The 18,989-nt window shown below is 49.3% G+C and carries 19 protein-coding genes; 15 read left to right on the plus strand and 4 right to left on the minus strand.

The window, feature by feature from the left end; genetic code table 11:
* The first annotated feature begins 1 nt into the window (after position 1).
* From B0475_RS12190 to gdhA, 4 genes are all read left to right on the plus strand, one after another.
* Positions 2 to 1,231, plus strand: a complete 1,230-nt coding sequence (locus B0475_RS12190) for a BaiN/RdsA family NAD(P)/FAD-dependent oxidoreductase (protein WP_077412215.1) — start codon at positions 2 to 4, stop codon at positions 1,229 to 1,231.
* A gap of 37 nt (positions 1,232 to 1,268) precedes the next feature.
* Positions 1,269 to 2,918, plus strand: a complete 1,650-nt coding sequence (locus B0475_RS12195; RefSeq protein ID WP_077412141.1) for an AMP-binding protein — start codon at positions 1,269 to 1,271, stop codon at positions 2,916 to 2,918.
* Between the two features lie 25 nt (positions 2,919 to 2,943).
* The gene (locus B0475_RS12200) at positions 2,944 to 3,336 is read left to right on the plus strand and encodes a DUF3224 domain-containing protein (protein WP_077412142.1); all 393 of its coding nucleotides are present in this window, start codon (positions 2,944 to 2,946) and stop codon (positions 3,334 to 3,336) included.
* A 74-nt stretch (positions 3,337 to 3,410) separates the two neighbouring features.
* Complete coding sequence (gene gdhA / locus B0475_RS12205) at positions 3,411 to 4,748, plus strand: NADP-specific glutamate dehydrogenase (RefSeq protein ID WP_077412143.1); 1,338 nt, start codon at positions 3,411 to 3,413, stop codon at positions 4,746 to 4,748.
* 16 nt (positions 4,749 to 4,764) lie between these two features.
* On the opposite strand, the gene B0475_RS12210 is transcribed toward gdhA, so the two are convergent.
* Genes B0475_RS12210 through B0475_RS12220 form a run of 3 tightly spaced genes read right to left on the minus strand, consistent with a single transcriptional unit; the run spans position 4,765 to position 8,885 of the window.
* Positions 4,765 to 7,230 carry a TonB-dependent receptor plug domain-containing protein gene (locus B0475_RS12210; RefSeq protein ID WP_077412144.1) on the minus strand — a complete coding sequence of 822 codons (2,466 nt, stop codon included), beginning with the start codon at positions 7,228 to 7,230 and terminating at the stop codon, positions 4,765 to 4,767.
* Positions 7,231 to 7,261: 31 nt separating this feature from the next.
* Positions 7,262 to 8,257 carry a FecR family protein gene (locus B0475_RS12215; protein ID WP_077412145.1) on the minus strand — a complete coding sequence of 332 codons (996 nt, stop codon included), beginning with the start codon at positions 8,255 to 8,257 and terminating at the stop codon, positions 7,262 to 7,264.
* Positions 8,250 to 8,885, minus strand: a complete 636-nt coding sequence (locus tag B0475_RS12220; RefSeq protein WP_077412146.1) for an RNA polymerase sigma factor — start codon at positions 8,883 to 8,885, stop codon at positions 8,250 to 8,252. The genes B0475_RS12215 and B0475_RS12220 overlap by 8 nt, the downstream gene beginning before the upstream one ends.
* A gap of 205 nt (positions 8,886 to 9,090) precedes the next feature.
* Between B0475_RS12220 and B0475_RS12225 the strand changes: the two genes are divergently transcribed.
* The 6 genes from B0475_RS12225 to B0475_RS12250 all read left to right on the plus strand — a co-directional run bounded on the left by B0475_RS12225 (position 9,091) and on the right by B0475_RS12250 (position 13,953).
* The gene (locus tag B0475_RS12225) at positions 9,091 to 9,774 is read left to right on the plus strand and encodes a thermostable hemolysin (protein ID WP_077412147.1); all 684 of its coding nucleotides are present in this window, start codon (positions 9,091 to 9,093) and stop codon (positions 9,772 to 9,774) included.
* Between the two features lie 4 nt (positions 9,775 to 9,778).
* Entirely contained in the window at positions 9,779 to 11,197 is a 1,419-nt protein-coding gene (locus tag B0475_RS12230; RefSeq protein WP_157892920.1) for an AMP-binding protein, read from the plus strand.
* A complete protein-coding gene (locus B0475_RS12235) occupies positions 11,157 to 11,831 on the plus strand; it encodes a TenA family transcriptional regulator (protein WP_077412149.1) in 675 nt (224 codons plus the stop codon). Before B0475_RS12230 ends, B0475_RS12235 begins: the two co-directional genes overlap by 41 nt.
* On the plus strand, positions 11,828 to 12,634 hold the full coding sequence (locus B0475_RS12240; RefSeq protein ID WP_077412150.1) for an SDR family oxidoreductase: 807 nt from the start codon (positions 11,828 to 11,830) through the stop codon (positions 12,632 to 12,634). The genes B0475_RS12235 and B0475_RS12240 overlap by 4 nt, the downstream gene beginning before the upstream one ends.
* Positions 12,631 to 13,293, plus strand: a complete 663-nt coding sequence (locus tag B0475_RS12245) for a tetratricopeptide repeat protein (RefSeq protein ID WP_077412151.1) — start codon at positions 12,631 to 12,633, stop codon at positions 13,291 to 13,293. The genes B0475_RS12240 and B0475_RS12245 overlap by 4 nt, the downstream gene beginning before the upstream one ends.
* Positions 13,294 to 13,413: 120 nt before the next feature.
* The gene (locus tag B0475_RS12250; RefSeq protein WP_198538237.1) at positions 13,414 to 13,953 is read left to right on the plus strand and encodes a DUF7010 family protein; all 540 of its coding nucleotides are present in this window, start codon (positions 13,414 to 13,416) and stop codon (positions 13,951 to 13,953) included.
* Between the two features lie 558 nt (positions 13,954 to 14,511).
* Here B0475_RS12250 and yidD read toward each other — a convergent pair.
* Positions 14,512 to 14,775 (minus strand): membrane protein insertion efficiency factor YidD, encoded by a 264-nt coding sequence (yidD, locus tag B0475_RS12260; RefSeq protein ID WP_077412154.1) that lies wholly within the window; start codon positions 14,773 to 14,775, stop codon positions 14,512 to 14,514.
* A 152-nt stretch (positions 14,776 to 14,927) separates the two neighbouring features.
* Between yidD and dksA the strand changes: the two genes are divergently transcribed.
* The 5 genes from dksA (at position 14,928) to B0475_RS12285 (ending at position 18,987) form a co-directional block, all read left to right on the plus strand.
* The gene (dksA, locus tag B0475_RS12265) at positions 14,928 to 15,386 is read left to right on the plus strand and encodes an RNA polymerase-binding protein DksA (protein ID WP_077412155.1); all 459 of its coding nucleotides are present in this window, start codon (positions 14,928 to 14,930) and stop codon (positions 15,384 to 15,386) included.
* Positions 15,387 to 15,390: 4 nt separating this feature from the next.
* Positions 15,391 to 16,486, plus strand: a protein-coding gene (gene prfB / locus B0475_RS12270) for a peptide chain release factor 2 (RefSeq protein WP_109862391.1) whose coding sequence is annotated in 2 segments (ribosomal slippage) — positions 15,391 to 15,462 and positions 15,464 to 16,486 — 1,095 coding nt in all. Because the reading frame shifts where the segments join, the coding sequence is not laid out codon by codon here.
* Between the two features lie 31 nt (positions 16,487 to 16,517).
* Positions 16,518 to 17,996, plus strand: a complete 1,479-nt coding sequence (gene lysS / locus B0475_RS12275; RefSeq protein WP_077412157.1) for a lysine--tRNA ligase — start codon at positions 16,518 to 16,520, stop codon at positions 17,994 to 17,996.
* 6 nt (positions 17,997 to 18,002) lie between these two features.
* Entirely contained in the window at positions 18,003 to 18,353 is a 351-nt protein-coding gene (locus B0475_RS12280) for a hypothetical protein (RefSeq protein WP_077412158.1), read from the plus strand.
* A gap of 49 nt (positions 18,354 to 18,402) precedes the next feature.
* Positions 18,403 to 18,987 (plus strand): LysE family translocator, encoded by a 585-nt coding sequence (locus B0475_RS12285; protein ID WP_157892921.1) that lies wholly within the window; start codon positions 18,403 to 18,405, stop codon positions 18,985 to 18,987.
* Positions 18,988 to 18,989: the final 2 nt, after the last annotated feature.

The raw sequence follows: 18,989 nt of genomic DNA on the forward strand, positions 1-18,989 counted from the left end.
CATGAGTCAGGCTAAGGCGTTTGATGTTGTTGTGCTGGGGGCTGGTGCAGCCGGACTGATGTGTGCACTGACAGCCGGGCAGGGTGGATGTCGGGTGTTGGTGCTTGAAAAGGCCAATAAACCCGGCAAAAAAATCCTCATGTCAGGAGGAGGGCGTTGTAATTTCACCAACTTGCACACCAGCCCGGGGCATTTTATTTCCAGTAACCCTCATTTTTGCAAGTCAGCATTGAGCCGTTATACCCCCTGGCACTTTCTCGAGTTGATCAATCGGCATGAGGTGGCCTATCATGAAAAAGAGTTGGGGCAACTGTTTTGTGACCACTCTTCGAAAGACATTCTCAACCTGTTACTTGACGAATGCGCTGATGGGCAGGTTGATATCCGGTTGAACACGGATGTATCTGAGCTACAAACCGGCCAAACCATTCGGCTGGATACCAACCATGGCTCATTCACGGCCAAACATTTGGTGGTGGCCACCGGTGGGCTGTCCATTCCAAAAATGGGTGGTTCTGACTTTGGGTACCAGCTGGCCATGCAGTTAGGCTTAACGGTTTTGCCCAGGCGGGCAGGTTTGGTTCCATTGGTGTTCACCGATCAATACAAAGGTTTATTTGCTGAATTATCCGGCACAGCGATCACGGTTTCAGTACAAGTGCCTGAAAACAAAACAGCACCGGGCTTTCACCATCAATTGCTGTTTACCCATCGGGGGTTGAGTGGACCGGCCATGCTCCAAATTTCCAGCTACTGGAGCAGTGGGCAGGTGCTGGAGATAAACCTGTTGCCGGGTGTCGATGCCGCCAGTGACTTATCCATTTGTAAAAGCAACACACCAGCGTGTTTATTACATCAGTGGTTGGCTGGTTACCTGCCCAAAAAAGCAGCACATGCCATTTTGGCTCATGAGTTCCCTGCATGGCATGATTTGCCCCTGCAAAACCTCACGGCACAACAATTGCAGCAGGTGGCCTCCACCTTGAATCGTTGGTGTTTGAAACCATCAGGAACGGAAGGGTATCGCACGGCTGAAGTGACCCTTGGTGGAGTCGATACCCATGCCGTTTCTTCACAAACCATGGCTTGCTTGCAGCAATCAAATGTGTATTTTGTTGGGGAAGTGCTGGATGTCACTGGCCATCTGGGTGGGTTTAATTTTCAATGGGCCTGGGCTTCCGGGTTTGCGGCTGCCAAGGCAATTGGCCAGCTCGTTGAAGGTGCACACTGAATATCAGCTGATTTAACTTTTGTGTTAAAATCATGTGATGTGTGCAGCAGAATTTCAATCTCCGGTCGATCGTTTGACTCATTGGGCGCGAAAGACGCCAGATGATGTATATTTAATTCAACCCATAGGCAATGAAGTGCTTGAATACACCTGGTCTCAGGTGTTGCGTGAGGTCTCATGTGTGGCTCATTATCTGATGCGCTACCCCAAAGGCAGCCACATTGCCCTCATTTCTCTGAATTGTGCCCACTGGATCATGGCTGATCTGGCCATACAAATGGCAGGCCATGTATCCATACCAATTTATCCAACTGCTTCTGCAGGCACCATTGAAAAAATCTTAAGCCACTCAGAGTCCAAGGCGGTTTTTGTGGGCAAAATGTTTGCCCCTGAGCAAGCCCCTGAACTGATACCGGATGGTTATGATTGTTTGGGTATGTACCAACCCTATCCCATGTGGCCATATTGGCAACAACTGGTGAATGATCAGAAACCAGTGACTGAACCCATCCCTAATCTACCCGATGAATTGTTGAGCATCATCTATACATCTGGAACGACTGGTGACCCCAAAGGAGTGATGATCTCTTTTCGGGCCGTTCAGGCCGCCATGAACCTGGTGAAAAGCATCATTGTCATCAATCAGCAGGACCGGTTTGTGTCGTACCTGCCGCTGGCCCATGTTGCAGAGCGTATGGCGGTGGAATGTGGCGCTTTATACAACGGTTCAACAGTGTCCTTCATTCGTTCGCTGGAAACCTTTACCATCGATGTGAAAAACGCACAACCAACCATCTTCTTTGGTGTGCCCAGGATCTGGACCAAAATCAAATCAGCCATTGAAAGCAAGCTGGGTGGTCCCCGGGTGCTTGGCTGGTTATTGCAAACGCCTTTGTTGGGTAATTGGCTGAAAAAAGCATTGGTCAGGAAATTGGGTTTTCAGGATGTTCGTTATGCATTGTGTGCCGCTGCTGCCGTGAACAAAGATGTGCTGCAATGGTTCGCTGACCTGGGCTTGAAGTTAAATGAAGCCTATGGGATGTCAGAGACCTGTGGCCTGTCGCACATGACCAAACAAACAGACACCTGTATCGGCAGTGTCGGCCGGGTGATTGACGGGTGTGAATGCCGGTTGTCAGACACCGGAGAAGTGTTGTTGCGAAATCCGGCAATGATGGATGGTTATTATAAACAAGCTGAGCTAACCGCCCGGACCATTGACGAGGACGGCTGGCTGCACACCGGTGACCTTGGAATGATTGACGAACAGGGGTTCCTGTACATCACAGGAAGGGTCAAAGACATTTTCAAAAGCAGCAAGGGTAAATACATCGCTCCATTGCCTATTGAGCAGGCCTTTCAGTCTGCACTGGGCATAGAGCAGCTCATCCTCATGGGTGAAGGGTTCACTCAGCCGTTCCTGGTGGTGTCTGCATTTGAATCTGCATACCAGGACGATTTGCAGGAGTTGGCGGCCCTGTGTGCACGGGTGGTGGCTACGATCAACCCGACCCTGGAGGCCCATGAGCGGGTCAGCCATGCATTCATTACCCGTGATGCCTGGACCACTGAGAATGGCATGTTGACACCCACCCTGAAAATGAAGCGCAATGTCATTGAGGAGGCCTATCATAAAAAGGCCAGGTCATCCATGCAGTCATCAGCTGAGCAGGTCATCATTTTATGAATTCACACACAGCGGGGTATTGCGCATGAAGATCACCGGTACGTTTGAAGTGCAGATGAGCCCATTGAAGACGACACTGCCAGAATGTCAGGGTGTTCAACTGGCCCGCATGGGCCTGGAAAAAAAATACCATGGTGAATTGCAAGCCAGCAGCCAGGGTGAAATGCTCAGTGCGGTGACCGATCTACCTGGTTCTGCAGGATATGTGGCCATTGAGCGCGTCAAAGGAAGTTTGTCCGGATACAGCGGTGATTTTGTGCTGCAACATTATGGCACCATGCGACAAGGCGTAAGTGGCCTGACCTTGGAAGTGGTGCCTGATTCAGGCACTGGACAACTCAAGGGTCTGCGTGGCCAAATGAACATCCGCATCGAAGAAGGCCAGCATTATTATGACTTTGATTTCCAGCTGGGATAGCGCATCTGCTGCATTGACAATGGCTTGACAGATCACCTGTTATGCTCGGCTTTTTAAATACCCAGACTGAGCACATGAAAAACACCGAAGATATTCTGCGACAACTGCAAGATCAATACCCCGAACAACAGCAATTCAGGCAAGCGGTGGCAGATGTGTTTCAATCCATCGTCCCCTATGTTAACGCCACAGAAAAATATCAGACCTGTGCGTTGCTGGACCAGTTGCTGGTGCCGGACCGGGTGATTGAGTTCAGGGTCAGTTGGCAGGACGGTGCTGGTGATTATCATGTGAACCGTGGGTGGCGGGTACAGCACAACAACGCATTGGGGGCTTACAAAGGTGGATTGCGGTTTCATCCCGCAGCCAACCTTGATACCTTCAAGTTCCTGGCTTTTGAACAAACCTTTAAAAATGCCCTGACGGGCTTACCCATGGGAGGTGGTAAAGGCGGATCTGATTTTGATCCCAAAGGTAAATCTGATGCCGATGTGTTGCGCTTTTGCCAGGCCTTTATGTTGAAACTGAATCGTTTTATAGGCCCGGAACAGGATGTGCCAGCTGGAGACATTGGTGTTGGTTCGCGGGAAATTGGCTATTTGTTTGGTGCCTACAAACAAATTTCCGGCGTGTTCAATGGAGTGCTGACCGGAAAACCCCCAGCCTCAGGTGGCAGCCACATCCGCAAAGAGGCCACTGGATATGGTTGCGTGTATTTTCTGCAAGCCATGCTTAAACAGCAGGACCTCTCATTAAAGGATCAGACCTTTGTGGTTTCGGGTGCTGGAAACGTGGCCATTTACACGGTGGAAAAATTGTTGCAACAACAAGCCCGTGTCATCACCATGTCCGACAGCAGTGGCACGCTGCTGGCCAAAGATGGATTAACTGAAGCCCACCTGAAGGTCATCAAACAAACCAAAGAAGTCGAGCGAGGCAGTCTGACAGCTGTGGCTGATGAGTTTGCTGAAATCGACTTCATCAAAGGCAAAAAACCCTGGAGTCAGACCTGTGATGTGGCCATTCCATGTGCCACTCAAAATGAGTTGGAACTGCAAGATGCCAAACAATTGAAAAGCAACGGTGTACAGGTGATTGCCGAAGCCGCTAACATGCCTTTGACCTCTGAAGCGACCGAATATTTGAAAGAACAGGGTGTTCTGCTGGGTCCATCCAAAGCGGTCAATGCTGGCGGCGTGGCAGTTTCAGGGCTTGAACGAACGCAAAACGCCCTGCTGCAAAGCTGGTCATCTGAAAAAGTGGATGAGCAGTTAAAAAACATCATGCAGGACATTCATCAGGCTTGTGTGACTCATGGCAAGGAGGAAGGTCGCATTGATTACATCAAAGGCGCCAACATTGCCGCTTTTGTTAAACTGGCTGATGCCATGTTGTTTCAGGGTATTGGCTAGGTGGCTGCCAGTCACTTCAGTCCCAACTCAGGCTGATGCGTAAATCAGGCACCAATGGCAAACCGTATTTTTCGACAAAACCGAGACCGGATTCATCCAGAAAGTATTCCCGGCAGCAGGGGTTGTCGGTGTTGAGGGCATTGCTTAATTGTCCATCAATTTGCCACAAGCCAAGCCGCCCTTCCCACGACCTTTCGAAGCGAATACTGAGCTGATAAAAATCCTTTTCAGTGAGCTGGTTTCTGGTTTCTACCTGGTAACCGCCTTCGAAGGGGACGATCCGTGTCAAAGGCCAGCCGTTGTGAAAGCTGGCATTGAGGTTGAAGTTCCATTGGCCGACAGGTATACCCAGCATCAGTTTAAATGCATTGCGTTGGTTCCAGCTGCGGACAATGTCAAGTGAACCGATCTGGTCTGTGACATCAGCATATGCATAACTGGCGGCCCAGCTGATGTTTCGTTGCTGACCACTCAGGGTCCATTCGATGCCCATGGCTCTGGCATCATCCGGATCCAGTCGGATCCGGTCATAAAACAAGTCGGGTAATACATGCAGGTGATTGAAGAGGTTTTCGTAATATGGATGGGTTGCACTGTATTTTTTCAGATACATTTCAGCCCGCAGATACCAGTCATTGCTGAATCTGTGGTTCAGCTCCAACACCGCCAGATCAGCAGAAGCCGGTTCGAAATACCCTGGTTCAGGGTCTTCGAGCAATAACTCATCGATGTGCTGGTTTTGTTGATGGCGACCGATTCCCAATCGCCAGGTGGTTTGTTCGCTGATAAAGTACGCCAGATTGAAACGGGGACTCAGTTTGCCGCCATTGACCCATTGTTGATGTTGGTAATGTACCCCGAAATCAGCGGTCCATTGGCTGTTGAATTGATACCGGAGGTTGGCAAATGATTTGGCAGATACGCCATGTTGATCAAATTCAAACGGCCTGTTCAATTGTCGGCCAAGGCCCAGTTCATTGACCAGCTCGCTGTTGTGGTTGAGCATGCGGTAAGACAGGATGCGGGTGTCTTCAACCGCCACATCAAAGCCGTAGTGCAACATCGTGGCATCATTCAATTGCCATTGATGGGTGAACTGAATGCCCTGGAAATGGCTGGTGATGTCTTCATCCACCGTGGACTGGCTGTTGTTATCCTGTAGCATGCCTTGCCTGCGGTCATGGCGACGGCTGCCATACAGCTGGATGTCCAGTTGATGTTGTTGCAGGTCATCATAGTTCCATTTGATCCAGATATTTTGGTCATGATAGGCTGCACGGGCTGTTTCTTCATCCTGATCAATGGATAATTCATCTCTGGAAACCAACACGTGTTGTGACATTTGCCAGTGCTCGTTGAGCACCTGAGCGGCTTTGAAGTATGCATCGTCATATTCCGGATTGACGGACAGATCTTCAGCCAGGTGACCGGTGAACAACTGGCCACCGGTTCTGAGGGCAAGGATCAGAGAGCGGTCAGCTGATGGATTCAGTGTCTGGAGGGTGTAAGAACTGGTCAATAAGCCAAAGTTCAGTTGATGGGTTTTTACTGGTGACCAGGGATTGGTTTGCACATCAAGTACCGAGCTGAGGCGACCGCCGTATTGCACCGGAAAAACGCCACTGTAATGGTCAATTGAATCGACCACGGTGTCATTGATGGTAGAAAACAATGAGAAAAAATCTTTGAAATGATAGGGGTTTCGTAACTCACGGCCATCCAGCAATACCAGTGATTCGTTGAGGTTGCCACCACGGGTATGGACCTTGCCATTGATGCCATTGCTGGCACTGCCAGGTAATTGCTCCCGGGAACGCAGTGGATCCCGATTGATGCTGACCTGGCGATCAAGTTCTGCTCTGGAAAAACTGTGATGACTGTATGTGCCGGAGTTGTAATTGATCAGGCTGGTGGAGACCCGAATGTCTGACAGGGCCAAAGGCAAGGGTTGCATGTCAATGGTCAGGCTGACGGTTTTTCCCAGGATCAGGGGTTCGTCGATGTCAGCAGGGTAATACCCCGGGGCAATCAGCCGGGCCTGTAAAAAGGTTCGTGTCAGACCTGTGAGCAGGATGGTACCTGCTTCACTATGCTGCGGAGTTGTAGCTGGCCATTGCAAACTGAACTGTTTGACAGGTGATTGTTGTGCTGAATCAAGGGCATGAATCAGTACAGTGGTGGTGGGGGTTGTCTTATGGGATTTGATGAGGTAAACCGGTTCACCGGACCCCCGGTCATAGATGGTTTCCAGTTGCAAGGACAGGCGCTTGAGTACCTGGTTGAACTGGTGTGGCTCAAACCCGGACAGTTCAATGGGTTGGTTGAGTTTTTCAGGCGTCAGGAATTCACTGGAAGAAAACAGGCTGATGCCATCCTGCCTGAACTGACTGATCCATTGGTTGAGGGTTTTGATGTCAGCCTGGACCGGCCAGGTCAGCCAGCACAACACAAAGCACCACAACCAGCCTGGTGGGTTTTTCATTCAATGACTGGGTTAAAAATCAACCCTCATCTTACTTTTTTTGCTGGCTGATTTGCAACTTCCCATTTGCAATCTGGTAGCGGTAACTGGTGGTGAGAAAAACCGTTTGAATGGCTTGCTCAGCATTCATGTTTTCAATGTTGCCTTGCAGCCGGACCCGCTTGCTCGGGCTCTCCAGTCCCTGCCAATCCACCTGCAACCCGGTTTGACGGGCATACCATTGGATGAATTCATGCAGTGATTTATTGTGCAGATTAAATGCGGGTTGTGCCTGAAAGGTCCAGTCCCATAAGGCATCGTGTTTGCTGATGGGGCGGATGTTGGAGGTGCCTTGATCTGTCATGGCCATGACTTGATTTTCAATCAGGCGCTGGCCAGGTGTTGTCTGATGAACCGGGTGGATACTGACCTCGCCGGAGCGGACCGCGACTGTCAGCTGGTTGTTTTGCTTGCTGACCAGATAGCGGGTGCCAATGTGCTGCACCTCACCCAGTGAGGTATTGATTATCAGCGGAGCTGCGGTCAATGCCTCATCGGTGTCATGATACAACTGGCCACGTTGCAGAAAAATGCTTTGGTCAGCGGTGGTAATCAGCGTTTTGGCTGCCAGCCTGATTTGACTGTTGTCTGCCAACCTGAATGACAGGTGACTGTCATCCGCGGTTTCAATCCGGCTGCCGCTGACAATTGATTGAGCGGGTTGCCAGGGTTGCCAATGTTGACCGGGAGGCTGTATGTTGACCTGACCGCTGGCAGCCAGCAAGGTACCCCAAACAATCGGCTCAGCAGGACCTTGTTGGTGGTTCATATTAAGCAAAGAAAAGGTCACCATCAACATCACACTGGCAGCCATGGCCCACTGAAAGCGTACCCTGCGTTGTCTTTGTTGTCTTTTTACGGTCTGTTGCCAGTGTTTTCTCACCGCTGCTTTGCTGGTCGCACTGCGATCGGCTTCAGGTTCAGTCCTGGAGTTCAGTTGTCCTAACAGCTGATCAATATTGACTGCCTTATTGGGTTTATCAGCCATGTGTTGTCTCCTGTTGACCCTGTAACAAATCCCTCAGGGTGTCATGTTGCAGCATGCTATGAATCACTGTCTGGAAGGCTTTTCTGGCCCGGGCCAGAACTGACTGGACGGCAATCTGCGTGGTGTTCATTTGGGTGGCAATTTCATTGACACTCAGCTGATCAATGTATTTCCAGGTCAGCACATCACCATAGTCGTTGGGCAAGTGGTCAAGAATTTCTTCCAGTAACTGCCTGAGTTGGCTGTTCATCGTGACCTGTTCCGGTTGTGTTCGATCATTCATGGCGATGTTTTCTAATTCGTTTCTCATTTCAGGTGAATCAGCCAATGGCATAACCACCTGACTTCTGCGATTGTGTTTAACAAAATGGGCATGAATCAGGCTGCGGCTGATCTGACACATCCAGGTGAATAAAGCGGCTTCACCACGATACCCATCAATTTTGTCGATGGCCTTACATAAGGTGTCTTGTGTCAGATCATGAGCCAGGTCATAGTCCTGGTTAACCCGGCTCATGATGAACCTGAACAGCTTCGGATGGTTGTCGTCAAACAACCTGTTGAATGCCGTTTCGTCACCTTTCAGAACCGCTTTGGCCAATTTTATATCAGCTTTATGTGCTTTCATTCAGTCCGTGTTTTAACAATTGTTTAACGCTTAGAGCAGATCAGCGGGCAGAATCAATCTCGCTTTTTTGACTTTTTTTCATTTTTTTTCTTCAACCAACGATTGATTTGCGTTTTTCATCAGCTCCTAGTAGTAAACGCACTGACTGTGAAGGTCAGGCGTCTGAAATTCATTATTAACTGAAAGCCAGACCAAAGGAAGCTTTATGACCACCCATATGATGACTGAATTAACCAACCAATCACCTGCAAACTGCAATCCGATCAATCAACCGCAGCCGCGGGCTTTCAGTGCAGAACAAGACCGAAAGCCGAATCAACCCACCCCGTATTCGATGGGTATCCAGTTGTTGCTGGTGTCACCAGCCGATGATCAGCGGGCAGCGGTTGAGCAATTCATTCAACAAGGTTATGAAAAGCACTTCGCCGCCAGGCTGGTTGAATTTTTCCCGGTTATTCTGGCGGTCAGAGACATGACAAGCCAACGCATCATGGGAGCGGTGGGCATGCGCTATGCTGATGATCAGAACTTGTTTTCGGAGCGGTATCTGAACCAATCCATAGAAAGTCTGATCGCCAATCATGAAGCGGTGAATGTGAACCGCAACTCGATCATTGAACTGGGTCATTTTGCAGTGGATCGGCCGGCCGATGTGAACACCGTGATTCCCATGATCGGCCGGTTTTTGAAAAGCCTGGATGTCAGTTGGGCGGTGTACACCTTATCCAGGCCGATCAAAACGGCTTTTGCCAGGCTGGGCATACAGTTGACCCATTTACAACATGCCCATCCGGGTGCATTGCAGAACAGCTTGTCAGACTGGGGTACATACTATGATTTCAAACCAGCGGTCTATTATTCCAGCATTCTGAACAACATGAATGCCTGAAGTCATGAATGAGTCCTTCATCCAAGCTCTTCTACGGGTCGTTTCAGATGAGCAATCGCATCGCCTGGCCATAGATCTGGACAATGGCCAGACCTGGCTTGAGATCGACCGCTGTGCCACCGAACTGGATTGGGTCATCATCCCGGTACCGGCTTTTTTTTCTATTGAACAACGAACCCATATGCTGGAACTAAGTGGTATCGATGTGGTGTGTTGTGACCAACAAATGCTGCCATGGTGGCAGGCTCAGGGGTTTCAAATTGTGCACTGTGACAACGGTCAGAAGGCGCGTGTTTTTTGCCTTTACCGCACCGCGGAGCATGCTCCGGTTATCCCTGAGGGTACGCATAAAATCACCTTCACCTCAGGCACCACAGGTCAGCCCAAAGGGGTTTGTCTCAGTCAGGCCCATTTACACACCGTCGGACAATCATTGGCTCAGGCCATTGACCATCTGGGTTTAAGCAGACACATCAGTCTGTTGCCCTACAGTGTGTTGCTGGAAAATATGGCCGTCAGCTATGCCAATCAGCTCGCCGGTCTGGAAGTGATCGCGTTGCCCCTGGCAGAGGTGGGGATGACCGGTTCCGGACAACTCAATATGACCACCATGCTGGATGCCATCTGTCAGCATCGTGCGGACAGTATGATCATGATGCCACAAATGCTTAAGCAGTTGGTGATGATTCTGGATCAGCACCCCCGTGATCTGTCATTCATCAATTTTATTGCTGTTGGCGGAGCGGTTTGTTCCGCACAATTGATTGAGCAGGCCCAGTCCGTGGGCTTGCCGGTTTTTCAAGGTTATGGCATCAGTGAGTGTGGTTCAGTCATTTGCCTGGACCATCAGGCCAGTGCACCCGGTTCAGTGGGCCGGCCATTGCCGCATTGTCAGCTTGAGGTGGCTGCTGATGGAGAAATTCTGGTTCAGGGTCCACAACACCTGGGTTATCTGGAAGCACAGCAAGATACTGTCACAGACCCGCAAGTTCCGTTTGCTACCGGTGACATCGGTCATTTTGATGAATCGGGTCATTTGTACATCAGTGGCAGAAAGAAACACCTCATCATCAACTCGTTTGGACGCAACATCCTGCCAGATTGGATTGAGGGTGAATTACTGGCCATTGGTGGCATCTTGCAGGCGATTATATACGGTGAAGCTGAACCCTTTTTAACGGCCCTGTGTGTGACCCAGATGAAGCAACATGAATTGCATCAGGCCATCTCTGTATTGAACCAGCAGTTACCTGATTATGCGCAGCTCAAAGCGGCCGTGATCGTTCCTCCTTTTACCCCCAGCAATGGGCTTTTGACAGCTTCAGGAAAACCCGTCAGAAGTCAGATTTTTAACCAACATCAACCTTTATTGGAGTCCATTTATGCAACAAACACTTGCCCGGCAAAAGCCCACGCCATTTGAAACCCTGTGTGCTGCCACTGTAGCAGAGCAACAGGCCTTGTATGACATTCCAGTGATCAGCCAGGCCATTCAGGGAAACATCAAACTGACCACTTATGTGGCCTTTCTGACGCAGGCTTATCACCATGTGAAACACACCGTGCCATTGTTGATGCTGACCGGTAGCCGGATTTCGCACCAGGATGAATGGTTGCGCACCGCCATGGCCGAGTACATTGATGAGGAACTGGGGCATGAACAGTGGATACTCAATGACATCAAAGCCTGCGGGGGTGATCCTGAACAAGTGGCGGCTTCTGAGCCAGCGTTCGCTACCGAGCTGATGGTTGCCTACACCTATGATGCCATCAACCGCATCAGTCCTCTGACTTTTCTGGGTTTGGTACATGTGTTGGAAGGCACCAGTGTGGCCTTGGCCACCCAGGCCGCCAAGGCCATCAAGAGCTCACTGGCTTTACCAAACAAGGCCTTTTCCTATTTGATTTCACATGGTGACCTGGATCAGGGTCATACCCAATTTTTTGAAGAGTTGATCAATAAAATGACGCAGCAACAGCTGGCAGTGGTGATCAAGGCCTGTAAGCGGTTTTATCGACTTTATGCTGATATCTTCAGGAGCTTACCAACCTCATGAGGATCCATTGGAAACAGCTGACGGTGGTGCTGACCGGGGCCTATGGCGGACTTGGCCGGGCATTGGCAGGTGAGCTGGATCAGCTGGGTGCCCGGTTGATATTGGTAGGTCGTGATGATGAACAGTTGATGGCAATGCAACAGATGTTGCATCAGCCAGCTCAGCGCATAGCGGGTGATGTCACCAGTGCAGAAACTTTGTCCGAAGTGGTTGCGTTGCTGGCCACAACAGGGGGGCAGCAACGCATGCTGATCAACAATGCCGCCCTCAGCCATGCAGGGTTTTTAATTCAACAATCTGCTGTGGATTTGCAGCAGATGATGAACGTCAATCTGACGGCCCCGATGGTCTGGACTCAGGCTTTGATGCCCTGGCTGGAACAAGCGAAGAAGGGGTATGTGATCAATGTGGGTTCCAGTTTTGGTGGCATTGGCTATCCTGGATTCAGTGGTTATTGTGCTTCTAAATTTGGCCTGAGGGGTTTTACCCAGGCACTGAACCGGGAATTGGTTGGTTCAACGATACAAGCCAGTTACCTGGCCCCCAGGGCCATGTCAACACCAATCAACTCAACGGCAGTGGATAAACTTAATGAACATTTGGGTAATCATGTGGATGACCCCCGGGACATTGCCAGACAAATCATCAAAGCCATCAGTCAGCAACGTGAAGAACAGTTTTTTGGCTGGCCTGAGAAGCTGTATGTCAAACTCAATGCTGTGTTGCCAACTGTGATCAGCAAAGCCATCAGGAAAGACCAGTCAACCATTCAATCTTTATTAAACAACGAGGTTAAACCATGAAGCAACATCACATCTTATATACCGCTTGTCTGCTGTTTGGCAGTTTAGCTGCCCAGGCAGAACTGACCGACGAAGTCAGGCAGATCCAAAGTCAGTGGGCAATGGTCAACTACCTGCCGACAGCCAGCAATGAACAACAGGAGGCCAAAGAAGCGGCCTTTGAAAAACTGGCACAAATGGCCACCCAGGTGGCATTGAAAGAAAGCAATCTGCCCGAAGCCCTGGTTTGGGAGGGTATAGTTTATTCCAGCTATGCCGGTGCCAAAGGTGGTTTGGGCGCTCTGAGCCTGGCCAAACATGCCCGGAAATCTTATGAGGCAGCCATTGAAATGGATGGTGATGTGCTCAATGGTTCGGCCTATACCAGCCTGGGTGTGCTGTACAGCAAAGTGCCGGGTTGGCCAATCGGGTTTGGCAGTGATAAAAAGGCCATGGAATACCTGAAGAAAGGGCTGCAACTCAATCCCCGCGGTATTGATTCCAATTATTTTTTTGCTGCATTCCTGTTTGAGGAAGAAGGGGATTACCAGGCAGCCAAACAATACCTGCTAACAGCCAGAATGGCGCCACCCCGTCCTGACCGTCCGAATGCCGATGCAGGCAGACAACAGGAAATCAGTCAGCTGATGGCTCAGGTTGAAAAAGAGCTGGCTGATTAAACACTAACCTCCGAAAATAAATTGCATCTGAAAACCACTGGTCTTAAGGGGTCGGTGGTTATTATTGTCTCTGAATCAGAGGATTTGTTATGCTGTGCTTTTTAACTGAACAGGATCACCATGATTTCAATGAAGGATGCTCAGCAGGACATGCGAACCGCTTATTTGGGTGGCGCCACCGGGATGTTGGTTTCCGGTCTGGTGTGGCTGACCGCGGGTCTGGTTGGCTGGCAACTAACGGTGAAAGCCAGTGTGTTGACCTTGTTCTTTGGCGGTATGCTGATACACCCGCTGGGTGTGCTGCTGGACAAAGCGATGAAGCGTGCAGGCCAGCACCAAAAAGGCAATCCATTGGCACCGTTGGCGCTGGAGAGCACTGTGTTGCTGTTCATTGGTCTGTTCATTGCTTTTGTGGCGGTACAATCTCAGCCCACCTGGTTTTATCCCATCATGCTACTGACCATCGGTGGGCGCTATCTGTTGTTTCAGACGCTTTACGGCATGAAGGCGTATTGGCTCATTGGTGGTGCTTTACTGGCAGCTGGAGCGCTGTGCCTGGTGTACAAGACACCGTTTGTGACAGGAGCCTTTGTTGGTGCCGGAATTGAAATCGTTGGCAGTTGGCTGATATTCAGCCAGGTCCGTTTCAGCCAGTCGTGAATGAAGTTTTTGCATCGCCATTGTCCTGACTGTAAATCGGCCATCATGCCGGTCAGGCTGTTACATTACAGTAGCCGGATGGCGTGCCCTGCTTGTTTCAGCCAGTATGTTTACCCAACGGTCATCAGATGGGTGGTCCATTTAATTTATGCGCTGAATGTGTGTATTGCCATTGCCGTGGGATTGTATTTCAGTCGTGTATGGGTGTTTGCAGTGCTGTTGTTGACCGCACCGTTTATGATTGAATTTCTGGTTGCCAAGTGGTGCACTTTGCAACCTTCAGGTCGAAAGTACAGACGGCAAAAGATGAAGAAGACAAGGCGGCAATGACTGATTCACCTCATGGTTACGCTTGTGTGATTGTTTGATTTAAGATTCAGAATCAAGGGCAGGTTTTCGTTGTGCCTTTGCTCGCAGCAACCATTTGTGGATGATTTCCCGGGTCCTGACCGCGGGTCAGTGTGGTGCTGTCATTCAATTGTTTAGATGGCGGTTCAGCTGGTGATGGTTCACCGTGCTGGGTTGTTGGTGTTCACCTGACCAGTTCATTTATTTTTTTCAAGGCCTTTTCTGTTGGTCTCGCTGAGGCTTTTCATTGTCCTCTGGTGCTTCAGGAACGGGATCAAAACCGCCTTCACACATGGGTTGGCAGCGGCCCAGTCTTTTCAGCCCCAAACCAGTGCCTTTGATGATGCCAAATCGTTGAACGGCCTGAATCATGTATTCAGAACAACTGGGGTGAAACCGGCAGCGGTTACCCAGCATGGGACTGATGAGGTATTGATAGCCCCTCAATATTGATATGAATACACGTCGAATCATTAAAAATGGTTGCTCATTGGCACAGTTTCAGGTATAAAGTTCGCCTTAAATTTAAGTTGTCATGGGTGAATGAATCACACCATTGAAATAATAAATTCAGTCCATATTTTAGCACGCGCTGAATTTAAGCGTGGCATGACAGGAGATAAATAATGGCAGAAAGAAGTATCAATGACTTACCAGAGGATTACATTCCATCTTTGGAATTACCTGATGGTTATGTGCCAACTGATAAAGAAGAATACATGTGCGATAAGCACCTGGAATATTTCAGAAGACGCATTGAGCAATGGAAGGAAGATTTATTGATTGAATCCAGTGAAACCATTGCCAATTTACAAGCCGAAGCCAGAGACATCAGTGATGAAGCTGAGCGCGCATCGCGGGAAACAGAGAATACATTTGAACTGCGAACCCGTGATCGTTACCGAAAATTGTTGAAAAAAATCAACAAAGCCCTGGAGCGGTTCAATACCGGTGACTATGGTTATTGTGAAGAGACTGATGAAGAAATTGGTTTGCCACGGTTGCTGGCCCGACCCATTGCTACCATGTGTATCGATGCACAGGAACGCTGGGAACTGAAACAAAAAATCACCCGGGAAGGTTGAAGCCATGGAAATCGCACCACAAATCGCCCAATTAGATGACTTCCAGCAGCGCACCACAGCGCTGTGGAGGTATCTTTGACTATGATCTTAAGAAAGAACGTTTAGAAGAAGTCAATCTGGAAATGGAAGATCCTGACATTTGGAATGATCAGGAAAAAGCCCAGGCAATGAGCAAGGAACGCGCCTCACTTGATCATGTCGTCAGTACCCTGGACGAACTCAAAGACGGCATCACCGATGCATCTGAATTTTTGCAAATGGCCAATGATGAAGATGATGAAGACAGTTTACAGGAAGTCTTGAAAATGATTGCTGATCTGGAGAAAAAGATCGAGCAACTTGAATTCCAAAAAATGTTTTCCGGTGAAATGGACCCCAACAATGCTTTCGTTGATATCCAGGCAGGTTCCGGTGGTACCGAAGCACAGGATTGGGCAGAAATGTTGCTGCGCATGTACTTGCGCTGGATTGAATCACGTGGCTGGAAATCAGAACTGATCGAAGTCTCAGCCGGAGATGTGGCCGGTATCAAATCTGCAACCATCAAAGTCGAAGGTGACTATGCTTTTGGTTGGTTGCGCACCGAGATCGGCGTACACCGCCTGGTCAGGAAATCACCTTTTGATTCCAGTAACAAACGGCATACCAGCTTCGCTGCGGTTTTTGTTTCACCTGAAATTGATGACAGTTTTGAAATCGACATCAATCCGGCTGACCTGAGGATCGATGTATATCGGTCATCTGGGGCAGGCGGACAGCACGTGAATAAAACTGAATCTGCAGTACGGATCACTCATGAACCCACCAACACCGTGGTCCAATGTCAGAATGGTCGCTCACAGCACCAAAACAAAGCCACGGCCATGCAACAGCTGAAAGCCAAGTTGTATGAGCTGGAAATGCAAAAACGCAATGAACAATCACAATCCATGGAAGAAACCAAGTCTGACATTGGCTGGGGTAGTCAGATCCGTTCTTATGTGCTTGATCAATCCCGCATCAAAGACCTCCGAACCGGAGTGGAAAACACCAACACCCAGGCTGTACTGGATGGTGATCTGGATAAATTCATTGAAGCCAGCCTCAAGCAGGGCTTGTAAGCCATAACCATTAACCGAAACACCCAAAACCATGACCGAAGACAATAAACTCATCGCAGAAAGACGCAGCAAACTGGATGCCATCCGCACCCAGCGCAATGCCTACCCCAACCAATACAGACGCAGCCACCTGGCCGCCGATCTGCATGACAAGTTCGATGCCATGGACAAGGAAACTCTGGACCCGCAAAACATCGAGGTGGCGGTGATGGGCCGAATGATGAGTCAACGTCTGTTTGGTAAGGGTGGCTTTGCCGTACTCAGCGATGTGTCCGGTGCGATTCAATTATTTGTTCAGCTCAATGCCATAGGTGAAGATGTTTTTTCAGACTTCAAAACCTGGGACATGGGCGACATTGTTTATGGTAAGGGCACCTTGTTCAAAACCAAGACCAATGAATTGTCGGTCAAAGTCACTGAGTTACGCATGGTCACCAAATCACTCAGACCTTTACCGGAAAAATTCCATGGCCTGTCTGACCAGGAAACCCGCTATCGTCAACGCTATGTTGATTTGATTGTTAACCAGGATTCGGCTGACGTCTTTAAAACCCGGTCGAAAATGGTCTCACACATTCGCCGGTACATGGAAGACCTCGAGTTTCTGGAAGTGGAAACACCGATGATGCATGTCATTCCCGGAGGTGCCACTGCCAAACCATTTACCACCCACCACAACGCCCTTGATTTGGAGCTGTACCTGAGGGTGGCGCCTGAGCTGTTTCTGAAAAGACTGACCGTTGGAGGGTTTGAAAAAGTTTTTGAAATCAATCGTAATTTCCGCAACGAAGGGGTCTCGACCAAACACAACCCTGAGTTCACCATGATGGAATTTTACTGGGCATATGCCGATTACAATGACCTGATGGACCTGACTGAGCAGCTGTTCAGATCACTGGCTCAGGAAGTCAAAGGCACTGAACAATTTTCATATCAGGGGCATGACCTTGATTTTGCTCAGCCCTTCCGCAGACAATCCATGGCTTCTCTGGTGGCTGAATACAGTGATGGTTTGTCTGAAAAAGACTGCAATAATTTGTCACTTATGCAGCAATACTGTGACAACAAAGGGGTTTCTTACGATAAAAAATGGAAAAAAGGTGAGTTATTGGCTGAATTGTTCGATTTGTATGTGGAGGAAAACCTCATACAGCCGACTTTTGTGACAGAATATCCCATAGAGATATCACCTTTGTCACGCAGGAATGATGACAATCCGGAGATCACTGACCGGTTTGAATTATTCATTTGTGGCAACGAAATCGCCAATGGTTTCTCGGAGCTCAATGATCCGGAGGACCAGGCTGATCGTTTCAGACAACAGGTCGCTAATCTCGAAGCCGGGGATGATGAAGCCATGCATTTTGATGCAGACTACATTCGCGCACTGGAGCATGGTATGCCACCGGCTGCCGGTGAGGGAATTGGCATTGATCGTTTGGTGATGTTATTCACAGACTCAGCGTCCATCCGCGATGTATTATTGTTTCCGTATATGAAACCCGAGTAAAAGTATATGAGTGAAAGTCAAGGTATCCGATACGCCAGAAAAAGCATTGAAGCCTCTTGTTTGTTGTTGTACAAGGGCAATTCCTGTCTGACAGAGGTGAAGAACATTTCTGCATCCGGAATTTTGCTCGTGCCCCTGGATGAAGAGTGTATTGATGACCTGATGGTAGACTCAGTGTGTATTCTGGAAATCGTGGTCAATGACACATTCAATCTTCATGTGTCCTCCAAAGTCACCCGCATTGGTGATGATGGTCAGATTGCTTTGCACTACATTCAGATTCCGGAAGAAAAGCAAGTGGCGCTGTGGCAGTTACTCGGTGACCATGTTCATGAAGTGGAAGTCTTCGACACCTGATTTGCCGGCTTAAGCTTTGACCGGCTACCTCAGTTTTTTTATCACATCCGTGCTGCTGGCACTGACTCCCGGTCCTGACGTTTTACTGGTGGTTGCGATTGCCGCCAAAGAAGGTTTTACCAAAGCCCTGCAACTGACTCTGGGATTGGCCAGCGGTGTCATTGTTCACACCACGCTGATTATCCTGGGTTTCTCTGCGATGATTTCTGCCAGTCCATTGGCAATGAAGCTGATTGCGCTTTTTGGCGCTGGTTACCTGATTTACCTGGCGTGGTTGACCTGGCGGCATCGTCATGACCATCTACAGCTGGCAGAAGACCGCCCATTTCCTGGTTCATATTACTGGCGTGGGGTGATCATGAACATTTCTAACCCCAAAGTGTTGTTGTTTTTTCTGGCTTTATTCCCACAATTTGCTGTCTTGGATGAGCCGGGTTATCACCTGCGCATTGCAGTCCTGGGTGGTTTGTTCATCCTCGCCACATTAATGGTGTTCGGTGGCCTGGCCTGGGTGATGGCCCGCACCACGCAAAACATCATGCAAAAACCAGGCTTCAAACTCACCATGGACTGGATTACCATGGGTATCTTTGTGCTGCTCGCAGGGCTGTTGGTTTACTCGGTGGTGAGGTGACT

It is taken from the genome of Marinicella sediminis (assembly GCF_002000055.1).
Classification (GTDB): domain Bacteria; phylum Pseudomonadota; class Gammaproteobacteria; order Xanthomonadales; family Marinicellaceae; genus Marinicella; species Marinicella sediminis.